This is a genomic window from Candidatus Neomarinimicrobiota bacterium (assembly GCA_018651745.1).
Classification (GTDB): domain Bacteria; phylum Fidelibacterota; class Marinisomatia; order Marinisomatales; family TCS55; genus JAAZYX01.
In genome coordinates this window covers 1-24,172 of record JABIDL010000035.1, presented here as the reverse complement: position 1 = coordinate 24,172, position 24,172 = coordinate 1, and the positions used below count along the sequence as shown (strand labels likewise).

Here is a 24,172-nt window from a genome sequence, read left to right as displayed (position 1 = left end):
TGCGGGCGTCGTATAATGGTTATTACCCGAGCTTCCCAAGCTCGTGACGTGAGTTCGATTCTCATCGCCCGCTCTATCACATTGACGCCCAGCCTAAGCTTAACGAAAGACGGCAGGATGATTTAATTAGGAGTAACTTTGATCAAAAACATACTTCGTAAGATTTAGCATGAGAATGGGCGTTTTAGTTCCGCTGTCTGTATATTCCTATTAATGGTCACCAACAAATTTATAGAAATAAAGGTCATTCCCCGTGCTTCGCGAAACGCCGTAGCGGAAGAAATTGATACACTCAAAGTGTACGTGACTTCTACACCGGAAAAGGGGAAAGCCAACGCTGCGGTAAAAACGGCACTTGCGGAATATTGGTCTGTACCCAAAAGTAAGATCGAAATTGTGTCCGGGCAGACCAGCAGACAAAAACGGATTCGAATTTTGGAATGAAGGGATTCAAACCGATTGTAAATGCGAGCAGCCGGATGCTCATTCTTGGTACTTTTCCAAGTAAAGATTCTCTCAAGGTGAATCAGTATTACGCGAATGCGACAAATCTCTTTTGGCCGCTAATCTTCGCCGTTCTGGAAGGATCGGATGAAGAAACGGTTGCAAAGCGATGGAATGCAACCACATCCTATAAAGATAAAATACAATATGCGTTATCACACGGCGTGGCACTTTGGGATGTGCTCCGTTCATGCGAACGGAAAACCAGCGCAGACCGCGATATCTTGAATGCTAAACCCAATAATTTCAGACTCTTTTTTAAGAAATATCCAAACATCAAAACCATAGCCTTTAATGGTGGAGGAAAACAAAAAAATCCTCGCCCTCTTAGCGCAGCGGGTTTGTATAAATTCCATATTGGGTATGATGAGGTCTTTGATTATTTAACCCTGTATTCATCTAGCAGTGAGGACCGAAATAAATTAGATTTCGATTCACTTTTTCTCAAAAAATATCATGACTGGAAGAACATTCAATCTAATTTTTTAGGCTGATTGCCAAAATCAATTCCAACCATTAAATTGCAGGTTCAATTTTGAAGAGTAACCGGAGGCTGACTATGAAACACCCAGAGTTTGAAAATACCGTAACCCATTTATTCAAGCAGGCCGAAATACAAGGAAATGTGGCCGGAATAGCGTTTAAAAAAGATGGCGAATGGCACGACATCAGTTGGAGTCAATATGCGAGTGATGTGCACACTGCTGCTGCCGGATTGGTAAAACTCGGCATGGGTAAAGGTGATACGGTTTGTATTCTCGGTTTCAACTGTTACGAATGGGTAGTGATGGACCTTGCCGCTATTATGATCGGCGCAATTCCCGCCGGCATTTATACCACAAATTCACCTGAAGAAATTGCCTACATTTTGAATCATTCCGAATCAACTATATTGCTTTTGGAAAACAAAGATCAGTGGGATAAAGTTGCAGCGAAACGGGGGAATCTTCACCATCTCAAACATGTGTTAGGCATGATCCGGTGCGAGGACATTGCAGATGATTTGTATATGGATTGGCAAACGTTTATGGGTATCGGCTCGGATAACGACAAAACGAAAGTGGAAGAACTTTACTGCAATACATCGGCGAATGAACCGGCTACGTTTATTTATACTTCCGGAACCACAGGTCCGCCAAAAGCAGTGATGCTTTCGAACAAAAATCTGGTGTGGACTGCCAGTCAGGCGATTGATATGTTGAAATTCACGTCGGATAATACATCGCTTTCGTATCTGCCTTTATCACATATTGCCGAGCAAATGTTTACGATCCATGCACCTATTATTACAGGATGGAAAGTATATTTTGCTACCGGACTTTTGGATGTGCTAGACAATTTGAAGGAAGTAAAGCCTTCTATTTTATTCGGAGTACCGCGTATTTGGGAAAAATTTTATGCCGGTCTTAAAGAAAAGCTTGGCGAAGCGAGCGGTCTCAAAGAAAAAATTGTCAACTTTTCTCTGCAAGCAGGAGAGGAACACAATGCTGATATTTTCCGTGGGGGATCTGGTGGCGGATGGAAATACAATGTAGCGAACAAACTATTGTTCAGTAAAGTAAAAAATGCGCTCGGTCTCAACAATCTGAAGGTTGGTGTAACCGGTGCAGCTCCAATCAATGCTGATATTTTAAAGCTATTTGCGAGTTTGGATATTATGGTTGTGGAAGTATATGGACAATCTGAAGGATCCGGGCCGACATCTTTTAATCGTCCGTGGAATAACAAACCCGGATCCGTTGGACCGGCTTTTCCTGGAACGGAAGTGAAAATCGCAGATGATGGCGAAATAATGCTAAAAGGATCAAACGTATTTTTAGGTTATTACAAAGATCAAGAAGAAACGGACGCTTGCTTGAAAGACGGCTGGCTGTATTCCGGTGATGTTGGAAAATTTGATGATGAGGGCTTCCTATATATTACAGGACGGAAAAAAGAAATTTTGGTAACGTCCGGAGGAAAGAACATTGCACCAATTCCGATTGAGCAGGATATTAGGGAAATTCCGGCAGTGGCGCAGGCCGTTATGATCGGAGATAACCGTCATTTTTGCACGGCATTGATTACCCTCGATGTAGGATATTTACTCAAGGAAAAAATGGGAGTTGATATTTCCAATATCAAACCAACAGAACTGCTTTCCACTTTGGAATCCAAAGGAAAAACTGTCGCAGAATTCGCTGCCGATCCGGATATTCTGAGCGAAATTCAGGAAGGCGTTGATAAAGTTAATACCATGTATGCGCAGGTAGAAAATATCCGAAAATTCGCAGTACTTCCTCGAGATTTCACGATGGTGGATGATGAAGTAACACCGACGTTTAAAATCAAACGCGCCAAGATTTACACCAAGTGGTCCGACACCATCGATTCGCTTTACGCTGAATAATTCCATGTAACTACTAAAGTGATAAAATAATTATCACATTTACTGCGATGTAGCGCGAATAGTATTCTTATTCCATCCTGCTGACTTTTGATCCAGGCGTTGTAATTTCCCCGACTTAAATCAAGAAAAAAATCAATCATGGCAACTCCACTCATAGCAATTGTCGGACGTCCCAACGTTGGGAAGTCCACCTTTTTTAATCGCCTGCTCAAACAGCGGAAGGCGATTGTGGATCCCCAGGAAGGTATCACCCGAGATCGTGTGTACGGAATTACCGAATGGACCGGCCATACACTTCAATTTGTCGATACAGGTGGATATATTCCTGTGGATGAAGATGCGTTTACAGCAGCAGTCCGCGAGCAAGCCCGCCAAGCCATTGATGAAGCAGATCTTGTCTTATTTATGGTGGATGGTAGAGAAGATCCAACTGCCAGTGACAAAACCCTGGCACAGTTTGTTCGGAAATCAGGAAAAAAACTGATTGTTGCTGTGAATAAGTGTGACACTTTGGAATCCGAGGAAAGGATAAATGCGTTTCATGAATTTGGGTTAGAACCGTTAATCCCTTTTTCTGCGTTGACTGGAAGACTCACCGGTGATCTTCTTGATGAAATAGTTGCAAAACTAAATCTCACATTCGATCCTCAGGACGAAGAACCACACCAGGATTTACGCCTTGCCATTGTTGGAATGCCGAATGTGGGAAAATCCTCCTTGGCAAATGCTTTATTGAGAAAAGAAAATTCAATTGTTACAAATGTCCCGGGTACCACACGCGATGCGGTGGACTCTAATTTGAAATGGCATGGGAAAGACATCACTCTGATTGACACGGCCGGGCTTCGAAAAAAAAGCAAAGCCATGGATAATATCGAATTTTACAGCACGGTAAGGAGCAGAAGATCTATTCAGGCATGCGATGTAGCGCTGATGATGATTGACGGAAATAAAGCATTCGGCAAGCAGGACAAATCCATCGCAAACCTCATTATAAAATCCGGTAAGGGCATGGTACTAATTGTGAATAAATGGGATCTTGTAGAAAAAGATTCTGCAACACTTTCTGAATACGAAAAGGAGATGCGATACCAATACCGAGAGCTTGCGCATTTTCCTATATTATTTATTTCCGCCAAGACCAAACAACGAATATCGGCTGTGCTAGAAGCGGCTGATGGCGTACACGAAGCTCGCAATCAATCTATTTCCACATCAAAGTTGAATGCATTTTTGAATTCGGCTACAAGGGAATTGAACCCGCCTGCGGTTAAGGGAAAGAATATCAAAATCAAATACATGACCCAAGTACATTATGGTCCGCCAATTTTTGCCCTGTTTACTAATTATCCAAACTTGATGCCAATTACTTATAAGCGATATCTTGAGAATAAATTGAGAAAATCGTTTGGGTTTAAAGGTGTGCCGATAAAATTAACATTCAGGAAAAAATAAGAAAAAACGGGCACGGACCTAAACCAAGGAGGTAACTTGAGGTTTTTCAGGTTAGGCAAGAGTAATTTCCGTACCCGCTTTAAATTAACCATACGAGGATTTATGCATAAAGTTTCATATAAAAAAGTTAAACAGGCTCTGGTATTAAGTGCTTTGATCTGCATCACACCTATTTTTGCTGGCGATACGCTTACCGTTGGATTCTGGAACGTTGAGAATGTTTTTGACTTAGAAGACGATCCGTATAAGAATGATAATGAATTTGCTATAGGTGGGAAAAAGCGCATAAATAAAGGAATTTATAATTTGAAAATGAACAATATCGCTTCTGTTATTAGCAAGATAGGTGCCGATGTTCTTGGACTCTGCGAAATTGAGAATGAAGCAGTCCTGAAAGATTTGGATTCTCGTGTTCCATCATTTGAATACCAGATTGTGCATTATGAATCTGCTGATTTTCGCGGGATTGATGTTGCACTTTTTTACAATCCGGAAAAACTTTGGCTTGTAGATTCACGGAAAATCAAAGTATTGCTTCCATCCGGAAAACCTACACGAGACATTCTTCATGCCACATTGAAATTTGAAGAACAGATTTTGCATGTGTTTGTCAATCATTGGCCATCAAAATATGGCGGTGTGGAAAAAACTATTCCGTTTCGGGCAGCGGCTGCGAGAACCCTGCGGAAGGAAGTTGAGCGCCTGCTGGAATATAATCCAAATGCGGAAATAGTGATTATGGGTGACTTAAACGATGAGCCGATCGATCCATCTATTGTGGAGCATCTCGGCGCAAATATGGACAAAACGAAGGTAAATGGTAGGGATACTATTTTATGGAATGTGATGGAACCATATCACAGGAATAAAGAAGGTAGTACTTATAAATATGGTGGGAAAGATATGGTGTACGATCATTTGATCATCAGTTCGGGACTTTGGGATGAAAAAAATCTTACGTTTGTAAACGGGTCAGAGCGGGTGTTTGATGGCCCGGAATACCGTCAGCATGTTGGAAAATACGACGGTTCTCCCTTCAGATTTTGGGCGGGAAATAAACTGCTCGGAGGTTATTCGGATCATATGCCGATTTATTTAAAAATATATCGATTAGAATAGGTTGTAGGATTTGCTTTCTCTTTATAAGTTCGCCGGCGCATTTTAACAGAATTAACGATCGTGCGGGCAGCTTATTGAAAAGATTTTAAAAACCGATCGCGGGGTGGAGCAGTCTGGTAGCTCGTTGGGCTCATAACCCAAAGGTCACAGGTTCAAATCCTGTCCCCGCTACAAAAAATACTCCATTAATGTGGCTTTTTCTTTTCTATAAACATTACCAGGAACTTTTTAACTTTCACGCTGTTTTGATGTCTCATTTAGTGACATCCAACCACTAACTAAGGAATTTTATGAAACATTTTAGTACAGCATTATTTTTATCTATTTTGGGACTCACATTAGCTTTTTCCCAAAGAGGCGGTGGCCGGAAATTTGACCCATCCATGATGCCAAAGATTGGCGTAATTGAAGGAACGGTTTTGGACTCCATGAACGGGAACCCGATAGAATACGCTTCTGTATCTATCATCAGTGGTCGTAACCAAACAATTGTTTCCGGCGGGCTTACCCAAAAGGATGGATCTTTCAAAATAAAGGAACTTCAGCTTGGACGTTATTCAGTGGTTATCCAATTCATCGGATATGAAAAAAAGGTACTTGGTCCGTTTAAATTGTTTCCCGGTGAAGGTGGTAGTACAGAATTGAATCTTGGTCGGATAGGACTCAAAATTACTGCTGTCCAAATGGAAGCAGTGGACGTGATTGAAGATGCACCTTCTTATATACAGACTATTGATAAGCAGATATTTAATGTAGATAAAAGTCTTACTGTAGCCGGCGGAACGGCAGAAGATGCCCTCAAGAAAATCCCAAATGTGGACGTGGATATCGACGGAAATATTAGTCTTCGAGGAGACCAAAACGTAACCGTGCTCATTGACGGAAAACCCAGCGGTATGACCCACGGAGACCGACGTGCAATGGTCGATAACATTCCCGCTGCTATGATTGAACGCGTAGAGGTTATTTCAAATCCGTCAGCGAAATATGATCCAGACGGTATGGGCGGAATTATTAATATCATTTTGAAGCGGGGTATTTTTGAAGGCTTCAATGGTAACACATCTCTTTCCGCAGGGGAATACGGGAAATACAACGGTTCCGGAATGCTGAACTACCGCATGAATAATTGGAACTTGACCGGGAACGGAAGTTATCGGCTTGGCAATCGCTATGGCGATGGCGCCAGATTGTTCAATTATATATACACAGATTCAATCAATATCATGAATCAGAATACACTCAGGATTCGAGAGCCGGAAAGTATTTCGTTTCGATTAGGCGCCGATTATTACCTCGGTTCGAAAAATACATTTTCTCTCACGTCTACATTTGAGTCGCATGATAAACGCGACAGAACAATCATAGATTATATTGAGCCTGATTACGGTGAACAGCAAAGTGTGGAATGGGACAAGGGATCCACAATGGACTGGTCCTTCAGGTACGACCGTGATTTTGATGAACAGGAACGGGACCTCATAATTGACATTACCCACAATTCCTCTGTGGATGAGGAAATAGAAGAAGATGTGGAAGGCACCGACGAATTAGGTGACGAACATATCCATGTGGAGGATGGGGCGCACAGCCATTCCGATGAAAAGAATTCCAATATTGTGATTCTTTCGGACTACACCCATCCTTTCAGTGAAAAGACAATTTTGGAAACAGGGTTTAAAAGCACAATCCAGAAGTTTAACACGGACCTTGATTATCTCAGTCTGCCGTATGCATACAATTATCAGGAGGATGTCCACGCGGTATATGCGACGCTCTCTCACAAAATTTCAGAAAAGTTGGGTCTCAAGCTTGGCGCACGAGCAGAACAAGTAAGTACTGACGCTAGCGTAACGCGCAGTTCAACTGCTACACCTGATTCCGTCAATGTTTTTACCGCCATTATTGATACAGCAGTTTCAACGTCGCCCTTCAGTAATCCTTATTTTCAGGTATATCCAAGTGCGTTTTTACTCTACGATTTTTCGAAAAGCACCAAGATTCAGTTTGGATACAGCAAAAGGGTGAATAGACCTCGTCGCCGATCGCTGAGCCCGTTTCCTAGGAACACAACTGATGCTTCGCATGTGCGGACTGGAAATCCATTTCTTCGCCCGGAATACAGCGAAGCGCTGGAATTCAATTTCTTCACAAATACTCGGACGATGACGTTTAATACCGGTGTGTCTTACAAGCGTCTTACAGATATGATTCAGTGGTGGGACCGCGACATTTTGGTAGTAGGGAACGAAGAATTCGAAATTATGACAGCAGACAATGCAGGATTTGCAGAGCGGTTTGTGGGTCACGTTATGCTTAATCTTCGATTTATGCCGTTTGTAAACCTGACGCTGAATGCATACGGTTGGAATTCCCGCTCTTTTGGTTCCGGCGAATCGGATTTGAACGGAGAATCACGTGGAATAGGTGGATTCGGGAATTTGAATGTGACGGTTCCGGGGATTGCTAAAGTCGAAATCACGAGCCGATTTCGGGGGAAAATGAAAATCAATTATGGGCATATTGATCCCATGGTTACCTTTGATCTTGGAATTCAAAAATCGTTTTTTGACCGCAGACTATCAGTGACATTAAAAATCAATGACCTTACCAATAGTGGAAAATTTTCGATTTATACTGAACAGGATATTGAAAGTTTAATCGGCGAGAATTACACCCAAACAATGGATGCATGGCGGAAACGCGATCGCCGGACGGTTTCGTTGGTGCTCAATTATAATTTTGGGAAGCTTGAGCAGAAGCGCCGTTGGAGCCGCGAAGGTATGGGCCGAGGAGGAGAAGGCGGCGGCATGATGGATATGGATTATTAATCAAATTTGGTCAGGCTGAACCCATTTGAAAAGCCAATAGATTTCTTGTAAGTTTCCGGCTGTTTTAACCCTAGGAATTACATGAAACACATTTTCTTACTTTCTATTCTTTTTGCACTTACTTATGCAGAAGAAAAACGCTACAACCCTACGCCAGACCGGGATTTTGACGTCCACCATATTCGCATCGAAATTGAGATAGATATTCGAGGAGAATCGGTAGAGGGAAACGTAACGAATACGTTCAGTCCACTTCAAACAAATTTATCTCGGATAAGTTTGGACAGTGAGCACACAGTCGTATCATCCGTCACTTTGAATGGGAAGAAATCGCTAACATTTGAAGCGCAAGAAAAAAAGCTCGAAATAGATTTGGACGGGGAATACGGATTTGAAGATACACTCAACATAAAAATTGAATATAGGGCTGAACCCAAACTTGGGCTCTTTTTCATTCTTCCTGATTCTGTCTATCCGGAAAAACATTTGCAGGCGTGGACGCAAGGCGAAGATATGGACAATCATTATTGGGTGCCGTTGCACGATTATCCAAACGACCGCGCCACGTTTGAAACGATTCTTACAGTTGACGAAAATTTGACAGCAGTATCCAACGGCGAACTCATTTCAATCAATAAAAACGGCAATAAGAAAACATTCCATTGGAAGGAAAATTCTCCGATGGTTGCGTACTTGATGTCGTTTGCAATTGGCGATTATAAAAAAATTGAGGATTCTCATGGAAAGTTGCCCGTGAATTATTGGGTGTATCAGGAACACAGCAGAGAAGATGCACTCCGGTCCTTCGGTAAAACACCGGAAATGATTTCCCTTTTCAACGATCGCACCGGATTCCCTTATCCTTACGAAAAATACGATCAAGTCTTGCTAGAGGATTTCATGTTTGGCGGAATGGAAAACATAACACTCTCTCACCAAACTGATGAAACGATGCATACAGAAAATGCCCGGCCGGATCATTCTAGCGACGGACTGGTGGCTCATGAACTCGCCCATCAATGGTATGGCGATTTGCTGACAACTCGCAACTGGGCAAATGCATGGCTTAACGAAGGATTAACCTCTTTTATGACTCTTGTTTGGGTGGAACATGATAAAGGATTTGATGGTGGAGAATACGCAAGACTTCAATCACTGAAAAGCGTTATACGTGCAAATAATTACCATTCACGTCCCATTGTTCAGTATCATTATGAAAAGAGTTGGGAAGTATTTGATGCCAATATCTACGCCAAGGGTGCAGTCATCATGTATATGCTTAAAAAATATCTTGGCGATGAATCATTCTGGCGAGGCATGAAACATTATACCCAAAAATATGCATTTGAAAATGTGGAGACTCAGGATTTGAAAAAGGCATTTGAGGAAGCTACCGGACAGAATCTGTACTGGTTTTTTGATCAGTGGGTTTACACTAAAGGACTTCCGAAACTTGAAGTGAAAACCAAGTACAGCCGTCGGAATAATATGGTTACGATGACAGTATCCCAGACACAGAATATTGAAGAAACATCTTTGTTTAAACTTCCTGTGACGATTGTTGTGGATGATGGCAAAATGACGCAGCATGTTATTTTTATTGAAGAAGAAAAGCAGACCTTTACGTTTCCGTCAGATGGAAAACCAAACATGGTTTTATTTGATGAGGGAAATTTGATCCCAAAATATTTAACCCATAAAAAATCAATGAAAGATTTGATATATCAGTTACAATATGCGTCCCATGTGAATGATCGGGTTTGGGCAGCTAATGAGCTGGGGAAACTGAGTGCACGAAAATCGGTTGTGGATGCATTGTTTGAATCATTGAAAACCGATTCATTTTTTGGCGTCCGTGCAGAAGCAGCAAATGCAATAGGAAAGTTAAAACCCCGGAAAGTGGAAGCAAAATTGATCGCGGCCGCAAAAGGGCAAGACAATCGAGTGAAGCGCGCCTGTGTTCGGGCCCTTAAAAATTACACAGGTGATGAAGTCCGGGATTTTTTACTTGGATTTCTTTCAGTGGACGAAAAGGATTATCTCATAAATGATGCCTTTAATAGCCTTTGGAAAGTGGACACCTCTGCCTTTAATGCGAAAATACACTGGGCACTTAATACCGATTCTCATAACGACATGCTGCGCCGGTCTGCGATTCGTGCCATTTCTAAACAAGAGACAGACAGTTCTTTAGCCGAATTGAAGGATTTAGCAGAATATGGAGGTACTACCTGGGATGCCCGTTTATCGGCTGTCTGGGCGCTGTCCGGAAAAGTGGAAGACAACCCTGAACTCTTGGAATGGTTTGCAGATCATCTTGAAGACCCGAATAGAAATGTGCGATCCGCATCCATTGGGACTGTTGGAAGGTACGGGAAAAAGAAACATATTGAATTGTTGGAAAATTTATACGATCCGATAAATGCTGATGCCATCGATGACGCAATTGAAAATCTGAATAAACCCAAAAGAAAGCGTAGTAAAAAACGCGGTCACTAAACCTTTTTTCAACGCAAAGGCGCTAACGAAAATTCAGATAATATTGATCATAGAAAAAACAGATATACAAATTTCAGAATACCCCATTTTAAAAACCTACTCTGCGCTTTGCGCCTCTGCGTTAAGCTTGTTTATAATTTAAATGATTGAACAGTATTCAATTTGGTTGACACCATGTGAAGAAGATGAAGCGTTTTTATCCTCAGTGATTAGAGAATTAGCAGAGGAATATGATGCACCATTTTTCAGTCCTCACTGTACGCTGTATTCTCCCGTTACGGATTTATCCACTGCCAAAGATCTTATTAAATCTATTGGCCTGAACCCAATTGAGGTGAGGAAAACCGGCATCGGTCAGTCCGATGTAATCTGGAAAACAATTTTCATTGAACTGGAAAAATCCCACGAATTATCTAACTTCCAGCACCAAATTGAATCTCATATCCTAACTCCGAATCTAAATCCATACTCCTTCAATCCTCATATCAGTCTTATTTACAAGGAAATGCCAGAAGAGCAAAAAAGGTCTATTATTCGTAAATTGGACGTGAAGGATTCATTCCTAATGAACACGGTTGAAATCGTAAGAACAGGCGGCACCGTTGATCATTGGGCAACCGTCTATTGGAAGGAATTAAAAACCTTATGTTAAAAAAATCTTCTACCGCTTTAATCGTTATAGATGTTCAAGGAAAGCTCGCTCGAATTATGCAGAACGCCGATGAATATGTTGCTAATATGCGGAAACTCATACGCGGTGCGAAAGTTTTGAATATTCCGATAATCTGGACAGAACAGCTTCCGGAAAAACTAGGCGAAACAATTCCTGAAATTGCTGACTTACTGGATGGGCAAAAGCCGTTCATTAAAAAAGAGTTTTCTTGCTGGCGCGATTCGGACATCCAATCAGCCCTAAAAAATACCGGCGCAACTCAAATTCTCGTTTCCGGAATTGAAACGCACGTTTGTGTATATCAAACAGCTGTAGATTTATTGGAAGCCGAGTATGAGGTTCAGGTGGTTGCAGATGCCGTGTCGTCCCGGACGTCTTTCAATCGAGACATGGGGCTGGATAAGATCATTCTGAATGGCGGATCCCAAACCAGTGTAGAAACTGCATTGTTTGAACTTCAGGAAATTGCCGAGGGTAATAACTTCCGTGAATTGATAAAAATTATTAAATAATGCTGTATTTGGAACTTTTTGATATTATGGCGTATATTAAAGGAACATGCTGAAAAATATAACAGCCATTGGTTTAATCATCCTGTTCGCAGGCGCTACTGCAGCACCCTTTATTCATTTAGGTGACTGTGAAATGCCTTGTTGCATTAAAGTGGAAAAATCCTGTTGCGATATGAAAAAAGATATTGATTGTCCGACAATGTCAGATTGCGGAACGTCGGTATTTATGCCAATTGTATCAGGTCCTTTTCATAAAGCCGATTTGAAAACAACTGATGCAGTAATAAATTTTTCAATTCAAAACTACCAGATCACAAATAACAAATCTGAATTATACATTCATCGGATAGAATCCGACCCCGGGCCTATAGCCCACCTCAATCTTCCACTTCTGATTTAGACACTCCTGAAACTATTTGCGGATTATTGTCCGCTACAAGGGATCCGTGCATCTAAACGGCATCCGTTTTTTTAATCAATGAAGGAGTGATAAATAATCACTATTTAGACATGAAAATAATTTTAACAATAACGTTGTTAGCGGCGAATATTTTTGGCCAACAATCATTAGATCATTATGTCAAATTTGGTCAAGAAAATAACGCTGATGTGCAGAGTGCATTTTATCTTTGGAAAGCTTCACAGGACGAAATATCTGTGGCTAAAAAACTGCCAAATCCAATGTTGAGTGTTGGCGTTTTTCAGGAAAGTGTAGAAACTGCAGTCGGACCGCAGGAATATAAAATTGGAATCATGCAGAAATTCCCCATGTTTGGAAAACTGGGATCAGCCAGTCGAGCAAAATCTTCCCAAGCGGACGCATTGGAACAAATATATTTTCAAACTTTAGCAGATGTTACGGCAAAAATAAAATCACTTTATTATGATGTGTATTATCTTGAAAGAGCCATTGACATTACTCAGCAAAATGTCCATTTGTTGGAAAACTGGGAAAAGGTTATTCAAACCAAATATCAAACTGCTCAAGCCGGGCATCTGGATTTCATAAAAACTCAAATTGAATTACTTAAATTACAAAATGATCTGAAATCATTAACAACTCGTAAAAATCCTCTATTGCAGGAATTCAGATCTGTAATTAATGATCCATCTTTAGTTCAAATTGACCACCATGATTCATTACATGTGGAATGGCAAGAATTACCCAAAGCATCTGTATTTCAAATGATACGGGAAAAGAATCACACGCTCTTAGCGGCTGAATATTCTGTCAGTTCTCGCAAAAGTGTATTACAGAGAGCAAAACTGCAATATCTGCCGGATTTCGGGTTGGGCGTGGATTATATCGGAACCGGAGAAAAAGAAGGGAGCCCAAATAGCGGGAAAGATCCGTTATTGTTCAAATTTTCAATTGATTTACCCATTTGGTTTGGAAAGAATGCAAAAGAAATATCCGCAGCTCGATACAGAAAAACAGCTGCAGAAAATAAACTCGTCAGTCATCAGAACAGAATGATTGCCGCTGCAGAAAATATCCTGTTCAAAATGGATGATGCTCGACGAAAAATAGAATTGTATGGAAATGAATTGATTCCTAAAAGCCGGGAATCTTTGGGCGCATCCGAAAAAGCATATATCAGCGATAAAGCAGATTTCTTAACACTGATTGATGCCCAAAGACGTTTACTTCAGTTCAAATTAGAATATGAGAAAGCAATTGTAAGTTATCTTACCCACGAAGCGATTTTAGAATCTTTTTTGGGGATTGAAGAATGATTCAAATAATCTATCGGATTAATAAAGGATGATATAATGAATAAAATATTAGACAATATCAAACATTTCAACGGTTTCACTTGGGGATTTATGGTCCTAACGTTTTTAATCGGTTTATGGTTTGGGTTTCCAGGCGAAATGGAAGAAAACCAAATGCATCGTAGTTCACAAGTAGAAGCGGATACTTGGACCTGCTCTATGCATCCCAGTGTCAATTTGCCTGAGCCGGGGCAATGTCCAATTTGTTTTATGGATTTAATTCCGGTAGCCAAAGGATCATCTTCGGTTAACAGGAATGAATTAATTTTATCACCGGAAGCTCAAGCACTTGCACGAGTTGAAACAATCGAGGTGAAACATGGTGAAGCATTTGCAGAAATTCAAGTATCCGGGAAAGTGGATTATGATGAAACAAGCATCAAATCCATTACGGCGTGGGTCCCCGGACGCATTGAAAGATTATTTGTGGATTTCACTGGAATATCTGTACAGAAAGGAGACCATTTAGTAGAATTATACAGCCCTGAATTGGTTTCTGCGCAAGAAGAATTTTTGCAAGCAATTCGTTTGCGTGCAGATGCTTCATCCGGTAACGGGTTTGACATGATTTTGGAAGCATCTCGGCAAAAATTACAATTACTCGGTTTAACGAATGATCAAATTTCAGAAATTGAAAGTAGAGGAACACCGTCCGATAGAGTTACGATTTTTAGTCCAATATCAGGTGTAGTTATTGCCAAAAGTGCAGTCGAAGGGAATTATGTAAAAACCGGATCAAAGCTTTTTGATGTGGTTGGTCTGGAACAAGTCTGGGTAAAACTGGATGTTTATGAAACTGAAGTCGCCATGATTCAGTATGGACAAAATGTTACATTCACTACTGCGGCGCTTCCGGGACACACATTCTCCGGTGCTGTGGCATTTATTGATCCGATCGTTGATGAAAAAACGCGAACTGTTCGGGTACGACTCAATGTAGATAATGCTTCGGGAATGCTAAAACCGGGAATGTTTACAAGCGGAATCGTAAAAGCAAATATTGATTCTCACGGTCAGGCAATGGGAAAAAATTTGATTGGCAAATGGGTGTGCCCTATGCATCCGGAAGAAGTTCATAACCGAAAAGGTAACTGTTCCATTTGCGGAATGAAATTAGAATCGGCAGAATCTCTTGGGTTTGTTCATCATAGCAATGGTTCAAATCCTTTACTTGTTCCTGTCAGCGCTGTGTTAAAAACAGGTCAACGGGCCATTGTTTATGTTCAACAAGATAATGAAACATTTGAAGGACGCGAGATTGTTTTGGGACACCGAGCCGGGGATTTTTACATCGTCAGAAGTGGACTTCACAAAGGTGAACGAGTTGTAGTTAAAGGGAATTTTAAAATTGATAGCGCTATGCAGATTGCCGCCAAATCCAGTATGATGAATCCCGACGGGAATATGAATAAAAATAAACCAATAAATCATCAGCATTAAGATGGGAATTAAAAATGGATTGCAACAATGAGTGGAGTGGATTGTTGCCAAAAGGAAATGGTTAGAAATGATTCACGTAGTTTGTCATTTCGATTCTATGCTACCAATTATTCAATGGTTTGGGATGAACGAAAATTATGCTAAATAAAATAATACGATATTTTCTTGACAATACATTGGTTGTTGCCATTCTGCTTGTTGGCGCTGTGGTTTGGGGTATTATGGTAGCGCCATTCGATTGGAATCTGGGCAATCTACCGAGGGATCCGGTGCCAGTGGATGCCATTCCGGATATTGGCGAGAACCAGCAGATTGTTTTTACAAAATGGTCTGGAAGAAGTCCACAGGATATTGAAGACCAAATTACCTATCCGCTGACCACTGCTTTGCTAGGAATTCCCGATGTGAAGACCATTCGGTCTTATTCCATGTTCGGATTTTCCACCATTTACGTCATCTTTAATGAAAAAGTAGATTTTTATTGGTCACGTTCGCGCATTTTAGAAAAACTCAATTCTCTTCCATCCGGTACAGTCCCGAAAGGTGTTTCTCCCGCATTAGGACCCGATGCTACGGCCTTAGGACAGGTGTTTTGGTACACGCTGGAAGGTCGTGATAAAGAGGGCAATCCAACCGGCGGTTGGGATTTAGAAGAACTAAGAAGTATTCAGGATTGGACTGTGCGTTACGCCCTTCAATCTGCAGTTGGAGTGTCAGAGGTAGCATCTATCGGCGGATTCCAAAAAGAATATCAAATTGATGTGGATCCGATGGCAATGCGGGAACACGGCATTCAATTGACAGAAGTATTTAATGCGGTTCGCCAATCCAATTTGGATGTGGGTGCCAGAACGGTGGAAATCAATCGTGTAGAATATATGGTCCGTGGATTGGGGTTCATTAAATCATTGGAAGACATAGAATATACCGTAGTAAAAACTAGAGATAATGTTCCGCTTTATATTAAAGATATTGCCCATGTTACCTTGGGCCCGGCGTTGCGTCGAGGCGTGTTGGATAAAGAAGGCGCAGAAGCAGTGGGAGGTGTCGTGGTAGCTCGATACGGCGAAAATCCACTGGCAACCATTCAGAATGTAAAAGAAAAAATAAAGGAAATCTCTCCCGGATTACCCAAAAAGACACTTTCTGATGGTTCTGTGAGTCAAGTGACTATTGTACCATTTTATGATCGAACAGGATTGATTTATGAGACGCTAGGTACATTGAGCCATGCACTACGGGACGAGATTTTAATCACGATTATCGTAATCCTTGTGATGGTTATGCATTTTCGGTCGTCTATGTTGATTTCCGGGATGCTGCCTCTGACTGTTTTGATGGTTTTCATTGGGATGAAAGTATTTAAAGTAGATGCCAACATTGTCGCCCTTTCCGGAATTGCCATTGCTATTGGCACTATTGTGGATATGGGAATTGTGGTGACTGAAAACATTTTGAAACATTTGGAAAAGGCGAAAGAAAAAACAAAGGAAGTGATTTTTAATGCTGTATCAGAAGTAGGCAGTGCGGTGGTCACTGCCGTTTCCACAACTGTGATCAGTTTTTTACCTGTTTTCACCATGATTGGATCGGAAGGGAAATTATTCAAACCCTTGGCTTACACCAAAACGTTTGCCTTGATTTCATCCATTATTATTGCCCTGACGATTCTGCCGGTCATTGCGCATTGGCTACTTGGAAAAAAGGAAAAACGATTCAGGTTTGAAATAGCCCTATTGAAACAATTCCCATGGTTAGGCAATGGATTGGTGATTGTGATGGTGGTTTTCATTTTGGCATCAACATGGTCGCCGCTGGGATTGGAAAAAGGATTCATTTTGAATTTCCTATTTGCAGGATTTCTAATTGCCTTAATTATGGGCACGATAACCGGTTTCACGAAAGTATATCCAAAAATTTTGGCATGGGCTTTAGATCATAAAGTAAAAGCACTCTCGTTGCCGGCGTTGGTTACGATCCTCGGATTGCTTGTTTGGCTGGGATTTGATGCTTTCTTTGGCTGGATGCCGAGGTTTGTCCATTCCTCCCGTCCATTTATCGCAATGCAGCATACTTTCCCGGGGTTGGGAAAGGAATTTATGCCACCGCTGGATGAAGGTTCCTACCTGTACATGCCAACCACAATGCCTCATGCCGGAATGGAAGAATCTATTGATGTGCTGCAAACTTTGGATAAAGCATTGTATTCCGTCCCGGAGGTGGAATCGGTAGTTGGTAAAATTGGCAGGGTAGATTCACCGCTCGATCCGGCGCCTTTGAGCATGGTTGAAACGATTGTTTCTTATAAATCTGAATATGGTCTAAATGAGAATGGAAAACGTGTTCGTCAATGGCGAGACCATATTCGCACTGCCGACGATATTTGGGATGAACTGGTCAAAGCTGCCCAGATTCCGGGGACAACATCTGCGCCAAAATTACAGCCAATTTCTGCCCGTCTTGTGATGCTGCAAAGTGGAATGCGCGCTCCCATGGGAATTAAGGTTAAAGGACCTGATTTAACCACCATTGAAGCGTTTGGAATGGAGCTGGAAAAACACCTAAAAAATGTCCCCGGCGTAAAACCCGAAATGGTGTTTGCTGATAGAATCGTTGGAAAACCATATTTGGAAATTGATATAAATCGGCGATCGATTGCCCGTTACGGAATTTCACTGCAAAAAGTCCAACATGCGATTGAGGTTGCTATTGGTGGTATGCCCATCACCACTACCGTAGAAGGTAGAGAAAGGTATCCCGTCCGGGTGCGTTATATGCGGGATTACCGTAGCGATATGGAATCACTGGACCGGATTTTAGTTCCGGGACAAAACGGTGTTCAAATTCCGTTAGGACAATTGTCGACCATGAATTATGTCCGTGGTCCGCAGGTGATTAAAAGTGAAGATACATTTTTAATTGGGTATGTCTTGTTTGATAAATTGGATGAATGGGCTGAGGTGGACGTGGTAGAAGAAGCACAATCTTATTTGGACCATCTCATTAAATCTGGGACGTTGAACGTTCCAGCAGGTGTAAGCTATATATTTGCAGGGTCCTATGAAAACCAAATCCGTGCATCAAAAAAATTGGCAGTTGTGTTACCTCTTGCATTGATTATCATATTTTTAATTTTATACTTTCAGTTCAAAAGAGTATCAACTGCATTAATAGTTTTTAGCGGAATTTTTGTTGCATGGTCAGGTGGGTTTGTGATGCTTTGGCTTTATGGACAGGGCTGGTTCATGAATTTCGGACTTTTTGGTGAAAACCTACGCGAATTGTTTCAAATTCATCCGGTGAATTTGAGTGTCGCTGTGTGGGTTGGCTTCCTAGCGCTTTTTGGTATCGCAAGTGATAATGGAGTTATAATAAGCACCTACCTTGATCAAAGTTTTCAGCAGCGGAAACCGGATACAATTAAAGATATTCGCAAAGCGGTTGTGTTTGCCGGCGTACGGAGAATCCGTCCGGCCATGATGACTGCAGCTACTACCATTTTGGCTCTGATTCCTGTTTTGATGTCCACCGGTCGCGGCGCAGATGTGATGGTTCCCATGGCGATTCCATCCTTTGGTGGAATGGTATTTGCGATTTTAACTACATTTGTAGTGCCGATTTTTTATTCGATGATAAAAGAAAAAGAAATTCAATAAAACCAATGAGATTTGGTGAATTAATAATCAAACAAACAATACACAAACGAAAGGAAAGTAAAATGAAAAACCTATTAATGGTCTTTATCATGACTGCAGCAATATCAGTAATTTCTGCGCAGGATAAAACTCCAACAGTCCAAACGGAAATCACTGAACCTGCAAAAGCTCAGAATTCTTTGGCAGTGGGTTGCGACCACCAGAGTAAAAAATGCGACAGTTCAAAGAAAGAGAATTGTGCGTATAAAGGTGAAAAAAGTGAGGCATCATCGAAATGTGATCACAAAAAATCCAGCAGTTGGATGTTTTGGAAAAAATCTGAAACCAAAGCCTGTTGTAAGAATAAATAGAAGCTGAATGAGAGTCTTTCGGGGTATCGTCTCGAAAGACTCTCATAATAGTTTAATACAAATTATCATTCTTATTGAATAACGAAATTCAGGAAAATTCTCATGAAAAAAATAATGTTAGTACTTATCATAAATAATTTAGCTTTTAGTCAAAATCAGTTAATTGTCCCACCTGCTTTGACAGGTAGTAATTTTGATCTTGTACTACAAGAAAGTGAGATGGAATTTTTTCCCGGAATATTTACTCAAACTATGGGTGTGAGTTACCCTATCCTTGGACCTACCTTGATTATGGATAAAGGGGAAGACGTGAATATTACTTTTGATAATCAACTTCCTGATACAACCACGATTCATTGGCATGGCATGCACGTTCCGGCTGAATTTGATGGAGGCCCTCACACGCCCATCCCTCCGAATACTATTTGGAACCCGTATTTTACTGTAAAAGACCACGCTTCTACCATGTGGTACCATCCTCATCTAATGCATAAAACAAATGAACATGTTCAAATGGGAATTGCCGGGTTTGTAATTGTCAAAGATGATGAAGAGGCATTATTGGATTTGCCAAGGAACTATGGCGTGGACGATATTCCTCTTGTTTTTCAGACAAAAACATTGAACGAAAATTATCAAATTGTAACCAATATGGATTCAAGTGGGTTAGATACATTTTTATTCACCAATGGAACAATAGATGCGTATCTTGATGTACCGGCGCAAATTATCAGACTTCGTTTATTGAATGGGTCTTCCGAACGGTCCTTTAATATTGGTCTAGATAATAATTCAAATTTTAATGTAATAGGAACTGACGGAGGATTATTACCCGAACCTATTGCGTTGGATCAATTAATAATTTCCCCTGGGGAACGTTATGAAGTATTGATTGATTTGAACAATATGACTGGCGACACCATTCGTATAATGAATTATGGGTCGTTGATACCGAATGGAATTTATGGCGCAAGTATTGTAGGAGGAATGGGTGGAAGTTCGATCCCCTATTATGCAGACAATCCATTAAATGGAAGTGATTTTACATTATTGGAAATGCGTATTACTTCCTCCACAGCTGATCCAATTACAACCATTCCGACTTCACTTGTTTCTGTTTTACCATGGAATCCAGCCGATGTTAATCAAACGAGAGAGATTGTTTTTTCACCGGTTAACATGGGCTCAAACGGTGCATTAAATGGTCCGTTTCAGTTTAATGGTGACCCTTTTGATATCAATGTGGTTAATTATGAAATTCCATTGAATAATGTTGAAATATGGGAATTAAGGAATCAATCACAAATTGCACATCCATTTCATATCCATGATGTTCAGTTCAATATTTTAGAAATAAATGGTGTAGCGCCTCCTCCACATATGCAAGGGTGGAAAGATGTCGTTTTGGTCCCATCTCAGAATGGTACAGCAAAATTTATTACTAAATTTGAAGACTTTTCAGATACGTCCGTACCGTATATGTATCACTGCCATATACTTACTCACGAAGAAACTGGAATGATGGGACAATTTACCGTAGTAGATACATCATCAGTTGGAATAGGTGGACCTGAAATATTAGTAACAGATTTCAATTTTCACAACGCATACCCAAATCCCTTTAATCCGACAACTACAATCCGTTTTTCTGTAGAAACAAATACTGTGGTGACCCTACAATTATTTGATATTTCTGGTAAATTGGTAACAACCTTGCTAGATAAGATAATTGAACGGGGTACACATAAAATTCAATGGAATGGATCCAATCAGCCAAGTGGTATTTATTTTGCAGTGCTACAAAGTGGAAGTCATGTTGAAACTCAAAAACTAATTCTGTTAAAATAATGACAGGAAATGAATAACCAGATGCAATTTAAAGAATGAATTTATTAGAGAATGATTAATCAAGAATGGATCTAGTATGAAAAATCTTATTTTTGCGTTTGCAATAGTAGTACTGGGTTGTGAAAAAAATATAGCAGATCATAATGAAAAATTGATTGAAAATATTATCGATGAAATACGTCTTGGCTGGGAGAATGGCGATGGAACAGCTTTCCGTAGCCATTTTCTGGATTGGGATGGTGCCAGATTTTTTGAAGGTGGCGGCCAAAATATTGGTCTTGAAGATTTGATAGTGAATCATGTTGAACCCGAAGCTGAATTGGGCTTGAAATTAGAATTCACGAATATTCAAATACATTTTGAAGAAAATTTTGCCTGGGCAGTTGTGGATACCGAAATTGAACTCACCACATCAACTGGCAGGGAAATACATAATAAAGGTCACGGTACTTATTTACTACGCTGGGTTAACGGAGTTTGGAGGGTGGTTCATACCCAGTCAGCAAGTAAACCAGTATAATGAACTTACCTGAAAATATTCCAATGAAAGATTCTAGTTTTGAATTAAAAGACCCTGTATGTGGTATGACGGTCACAGAAAAAACAGCAGTTTCTACTGTGGATTGGGAAGGGAAGGTCTACGGTTTCTGTGCCGAATATTGCCACGATTTATTTATGAAACATCCGGAAAATTTCGTGATATCAGAATCGAAAGAAGTCAAGGATGAATCAGCTTGTTGTTCTGATACTGCACTTAAAGCTGAAAAAGACCCTGTGTGTGGTATGGATGTTAACCCTGAAAATGTTGCGGCTAAATCGACACATAATGGCCAACAATTCTTTTTCTGCTGTACCCATTGCAAAACAAAATTTGATGCAGACCCGGATTCATTTCTGAGCGATAAGAAGCCTGAAAAAACCAGGATTCCTGAAGGTGCAAATGTTCAATTTACTTGCCCAATGCATCCGGAAATCATAAGGGATCAACAGGAAGATTGCCCTATTTGCGGAATGGCTCTTGAACCCATGGAAGTTTCACTTGAAGATACAGGAAATCCTGAATTGATTGATATGACCCAACGGTTTTGGGTTAGCGTTGTTCTGGCGGTGCCATTATTGGTCATTACCATGGGCGGAATGTTCACCGGCGGATTTTTTGGTTCGTTGCAGACGTGGTTAGAATTAGCATTAGCAACGCCGGTAGTTTTATGGGGCGGATTACCCTTTTTCCATCGAGGTTGGAAATCCATTCAAAGCAGAAACCTGAATATGTTTACTCTAATTTCCATTGGTACAGGTGTGGCATATTCCTACAGTGTGATTGCTACGTTGTTTCCGTCAATTTTTCCTGCAGCATTGAAAAATGCAGACGGTATCATTCCCGTATATTTTGAATCTGCAGCAGTGATTATTGCGTTAGTGCTTTTGGGCCAGGTTTTAGAACTACGCGCGCGAGATAAAACCGGTAGTGCCATAAAAGCACTATTAGGGTTGGCGCCGAAAACCGCTCGCTTGGTTGGCGATGATGACCGAGAAGAAGATATACCGTTAGAACATGTACAAAAAGGAAATATTCTGCGGATTCGGCCAGGTGAAAAAATCCCCGTGGATGGTGTAATTATTGAAGGGCAAAGTAGTGTGGATGAATCCATGGTCACCGGCGAGTCAATCCCGGTAGAAAAAAATGAAGGTGATACCGTTGTGGGCGCAACTGTAAACGGAACGGGATCGATGCTAATGAAAGCAGAGAGAGTTGGCAGGGAAACGCTTCTGTCCCAGATTGTGCAGATGGTCAATGAAGCTCAGCGCAGCCGCGCACCCATTCAAAATCTTGCAGATAAAGTTGCATCATATTTTGTGCCGGCTGTTGTTGGAGTCAGTATGGTAACCTTTATGATTTGGTCTATTTGGGGTCCCGAACCGCGATTTGCATTTGCTTTAATAAACATGGTTGCTGTATTGATTATTGCCTGTCCGTGCGCACTTGGATTGGCGACACCTATGTCTATTATGGTTGGCACCGGTCGTGGCGCCGCTTACGGTGTATTGATTAAAAATGCGGAAGTACTTGAAATCATGGAGAAAGTCAATATACTTGTGGTGGATAAAACTGGCACACTGACGGAAGGAAAGCCGAAAATCACTCGTATTCACACTATTGATCCGGTTTCTGAAAGTAATTTATTGCAATGGACTGCAAGCGTTGAAAAAGTGAGTGAACATCCCTTAGCGAATGCTATTGTTTCTGAAGCGCAAGAAAGAGATTTACCTATCGAAACATGTTCCGATTTTAATTCTTTGACTGGAAAAGGTGTTCATGGAGTAGTCAATGAAAAAACAATTTCTATTGGCAATTTGCAATGGATGAACGAGTTGCATGTGGACTTTGGCGGATTAAGAGATTTGGCAACCGAAATGCAAAAAGAAGGATGCACCGTTATGTTTGTATCTATTGATTCTAAGCCTGCTGGCATTTTGGGAGTAGCTGACCCCATCAAAGAATCTACTCACGGCGCAATAACAGAATTAAAAAATGAAGATTTACAAATCGTCATGCTCACCGGAGATAATGAAAAAACAGCACATGCCGTAGCGAAAAAGTTGGAAATTGACCATGTGGAAGCAGATGTTTTACCAAATCAGAAACACGAAATTGTAAAAAAATTGAAGAATGAAGGAAAAATTGTAGCCATGGCCGGAGACGGAATAAATGATGCTCCCGCTTTGGCGCAGGCAGACGTTGGAATCGCTATGGGCAATGGCACTGATGTGGCGATGGAAAGCGCAGATATGACGTTGATTAAAGGCGATTTGTCGGGAATTGTTCGGGGTCGGCAATTAAGTAAGGCAACTATGAAGAATATTCGGCAAAACCTTTTTTGGGCTTTTGCTTATAATGGGTTGGGAGTTCCAATTGCCGCCGGAATACTCTATCCGTTTTTCGGAATTCTGCTAAGCCCCATTATAGCCGCCGCCGCCATGAGTTTCAGTTCGGTAACTGTCATTGGCAATGCATTGCGATTACGAAAGATTTCGCTGTGAAAGTGAATTTTAAAATAAACCACAGAAAGGACCAACCAATGAAACTACAGAAGACTGTAATTCTAATTCTTGGAATGG

Annotated in this window: 17 protein-coding genes and 2 tRNA genes; all 19 read left to right on the top strand. The window is 41.0% G+C overall.

The features are described from left to right. Position 1: 1 nt before the first annotated feature. The 19 genes from HOD97_06925 (at position 2) to cadA (ending at position 24,094) form a co-directional block, all read left to right on the top strand. Positions 2-73, top strand: a tRNA-Gly gene (locus HOD97_06925). Between the two features lie 140 nt (positions 74-213). After that, on the top strand, positions 214-444 hold the full coding sequence (locus tag HOD97_06920; GenBank protein ID MBT4281328.1) for a DUF167 domain-containing protein: 231 nt from the start codon (positions 214-216) through the stop codon (positions 442-444). Then, entirely contained in the window at positions 441-998 is a 558-nt protein-coding gene (locus HOD97_06915) for a DNA-deoxyinosine glycosylase (protein ID MBT4281327.1), read from the top strand. The genes HOD97_06920 and HOD97_06915 overlap by 4 nt, the downstream gene beginning before the upstream one ends. A 65-nt stretch (positions 999-1,063) precedes the next feature. Then, positions 1,064-2,893 (top strand): long-chain fatty acid--CoA ligase, encoded by a 1,830-nt coding sequence (locus tag HOD97_06910; protein MBT4281326.1) that lies wholly within the window; start codon positions 1,064-1,066, stop codon positions 2,891-2,893. A gap of 138 nt (positions 2,894-3,031) precedes the next feature. Further along, positions 3,032-4,348: a ribosome biogenesis GTPase Der gene (gene der / locus HOD97_06905; protein ID MBT4281325.1), complete on the top strand. Its 1,317-nt coding sequence runs from the start codon at positions 3,032-3,034 to the stop codon at positions 4,346-4,348. Between the two features lie 102 nt (positions 4,349-4,450). Then, entirely contained in the window at positions 4,451-5,467 is a 1,017-nt protein-coding gene (locus HOD97_06900) for an endonuclease/exonuclease/phosphatase family protein (protein ID MBT4281324.1), read from the top strand. 97 nt (positions 5,468-5,564) lie between these two features. Continuing rightward, positions 5,565-5,638, top strand: a tRNA-Met gene (locus HOD97_06895). Positions 5,639-5,757: 119 nt separating this feature from the next. Continuing rightward, positions 5,758-8,298: a TonB-dependent receptor gene (locus HOD97_06890; protein MBT4281323.1), complete on the top strand. Its 2,541-nt coding sequence runs from the start codon at positions 5,758-5,760 to the stop codon at positions 8,296-8,298. A gap of 81 nt (positions 8,299-8,379) precedes the next feature. Further along, entirely contained in the window at positions 8,380-10,797 is a 2,418-nt protein-coding gene (locus HOD97_06885; GenBank protein ID MBT4281322.1) for a hypothetical protein, read from the top strand. A 142-nt stretch (positions 10,798-10,939) separates the two neighbouring features. Further along, positions 10,940-11,449, top strand: coding sequence for a hypothetical protein (locus HOD97_06880; protein ID MBT4281321.1), 510 nt, complete (start codon positions 10,940-10,942; stop codon positions 11,447-11,449). Further along, positions 11,443-11,982 carry a hydrolase gene (locus HOD97_06875; protein ID MBT4281320.1) on the top strand — a complete coding sequence of 180 codons (540 nt, stop codon included), beginning with the start codon at positions 11,443-11,445 and terminating at the stop codon, positions 11,980-11,982. The genes HOD97_06880 and HOD97_06875 overlap by 7 nt, the downstream gene beginning before the upstream one ends. A gap of 46 nt (positions 11,983-12,028) precedes the next feature. After that, positions 12,029-12,382 carry a hypothetical protein gene (locus HOD97_06870; protein MBT4281319.1) on the top strand — a complete coding sequence of 118 codons (354 nt, stop codon included), beginning with the start codon at positions 12,029-12,031 and terminating at the stop codon, positions 12,380-12,382. A 110-nt stretch (positions 12,383-12,492) separates the two neighbouring features. Continuing rightward, positions 12,493-13,719 carry a TolC family protein gene (locus HOD97_06865; protein ID MBT4281318.1) on the top strand — a complete coding sequence of 409 codons (1,227 nt, stop codon included), beginning with the start codon at positions 12,493-12,495 and terminating at the stop codon, positions 13,717-13,719. Positions 13,720-13,755: 36 nt separating this feature from the next. Next, complete coding sequence (locus HOD97_06860; protein ID MBT4281317.1) at positions 13,756-15,198, top strand: efflux RND transporter periplasmic adaptor subunit; 1,443 nt, start codon at positions 13,756-13,758, stop codon at positions 15,196-15,198. 137 nt (positions 15,199-15,335) lie between these two features. Further along, positions 15,336-18,854, top strand: a complete 3,519-nt coding sequence (locus HOD97_06855; protein ID MBT4281316.1) for an efflux RND transporter permease subunit — start codon at positions 15,336-15,338, stop codon at positions 18,852-18,854. Between the two features lie 62 nt (positions 18,855-18,916). Continuing rightward, on the top strand, positions 18,917-19,204 hold the full coding sequence (locus HOD97_06850; protein ID MBT4281315.1) for a hypothetical protein: 288 nt from the start codon (positions 18,917-18,919) through the stop codon (positions 19,202-19,204). A 102-nt stretch (positions 19,205-19,306) separates the two neighbouring features. After that, on the top strand, positions 19,307-21,052 hold the full coding sequence (locus HOD97_06845) for a multicopper oxidase domain-containing protein (GenBank protein ID MBT4281314.1): 1,746 nt from the start codon (positions 19,307-19,309) through the stop codon (positions 21,050-21,052). Positions 21,053-21,128: 76 nt separating this feature from the next. Then, positions 21,129-21,572 carry a SnoaL-like domain-containing protein gene (locus HOD97_06840; GenBank protein MBT4281313.1) on the top strand — a complete coding sequence of 148 codons (444 nt, stop codon included), beginning with the start codon at positions 21,129-21,131 and terminating at the stop codon, positions 21,570-21,572. Between the two features lie 65 nt (positions 21,573-21,637). Beyond that, positions 21,638-24,094, top strand: coding sequence for a cadmium-translocating P-type ATPase (gene cadA, locus HOD97_06835; protein MBT4281312.1), 2,457 nt, complete (start codon positions 21,638-21,640; stop codon positions 24,092-24,094). The last annotated feature ends 78 nt before the right edge of the window (positions 24,095-24,172 follow it).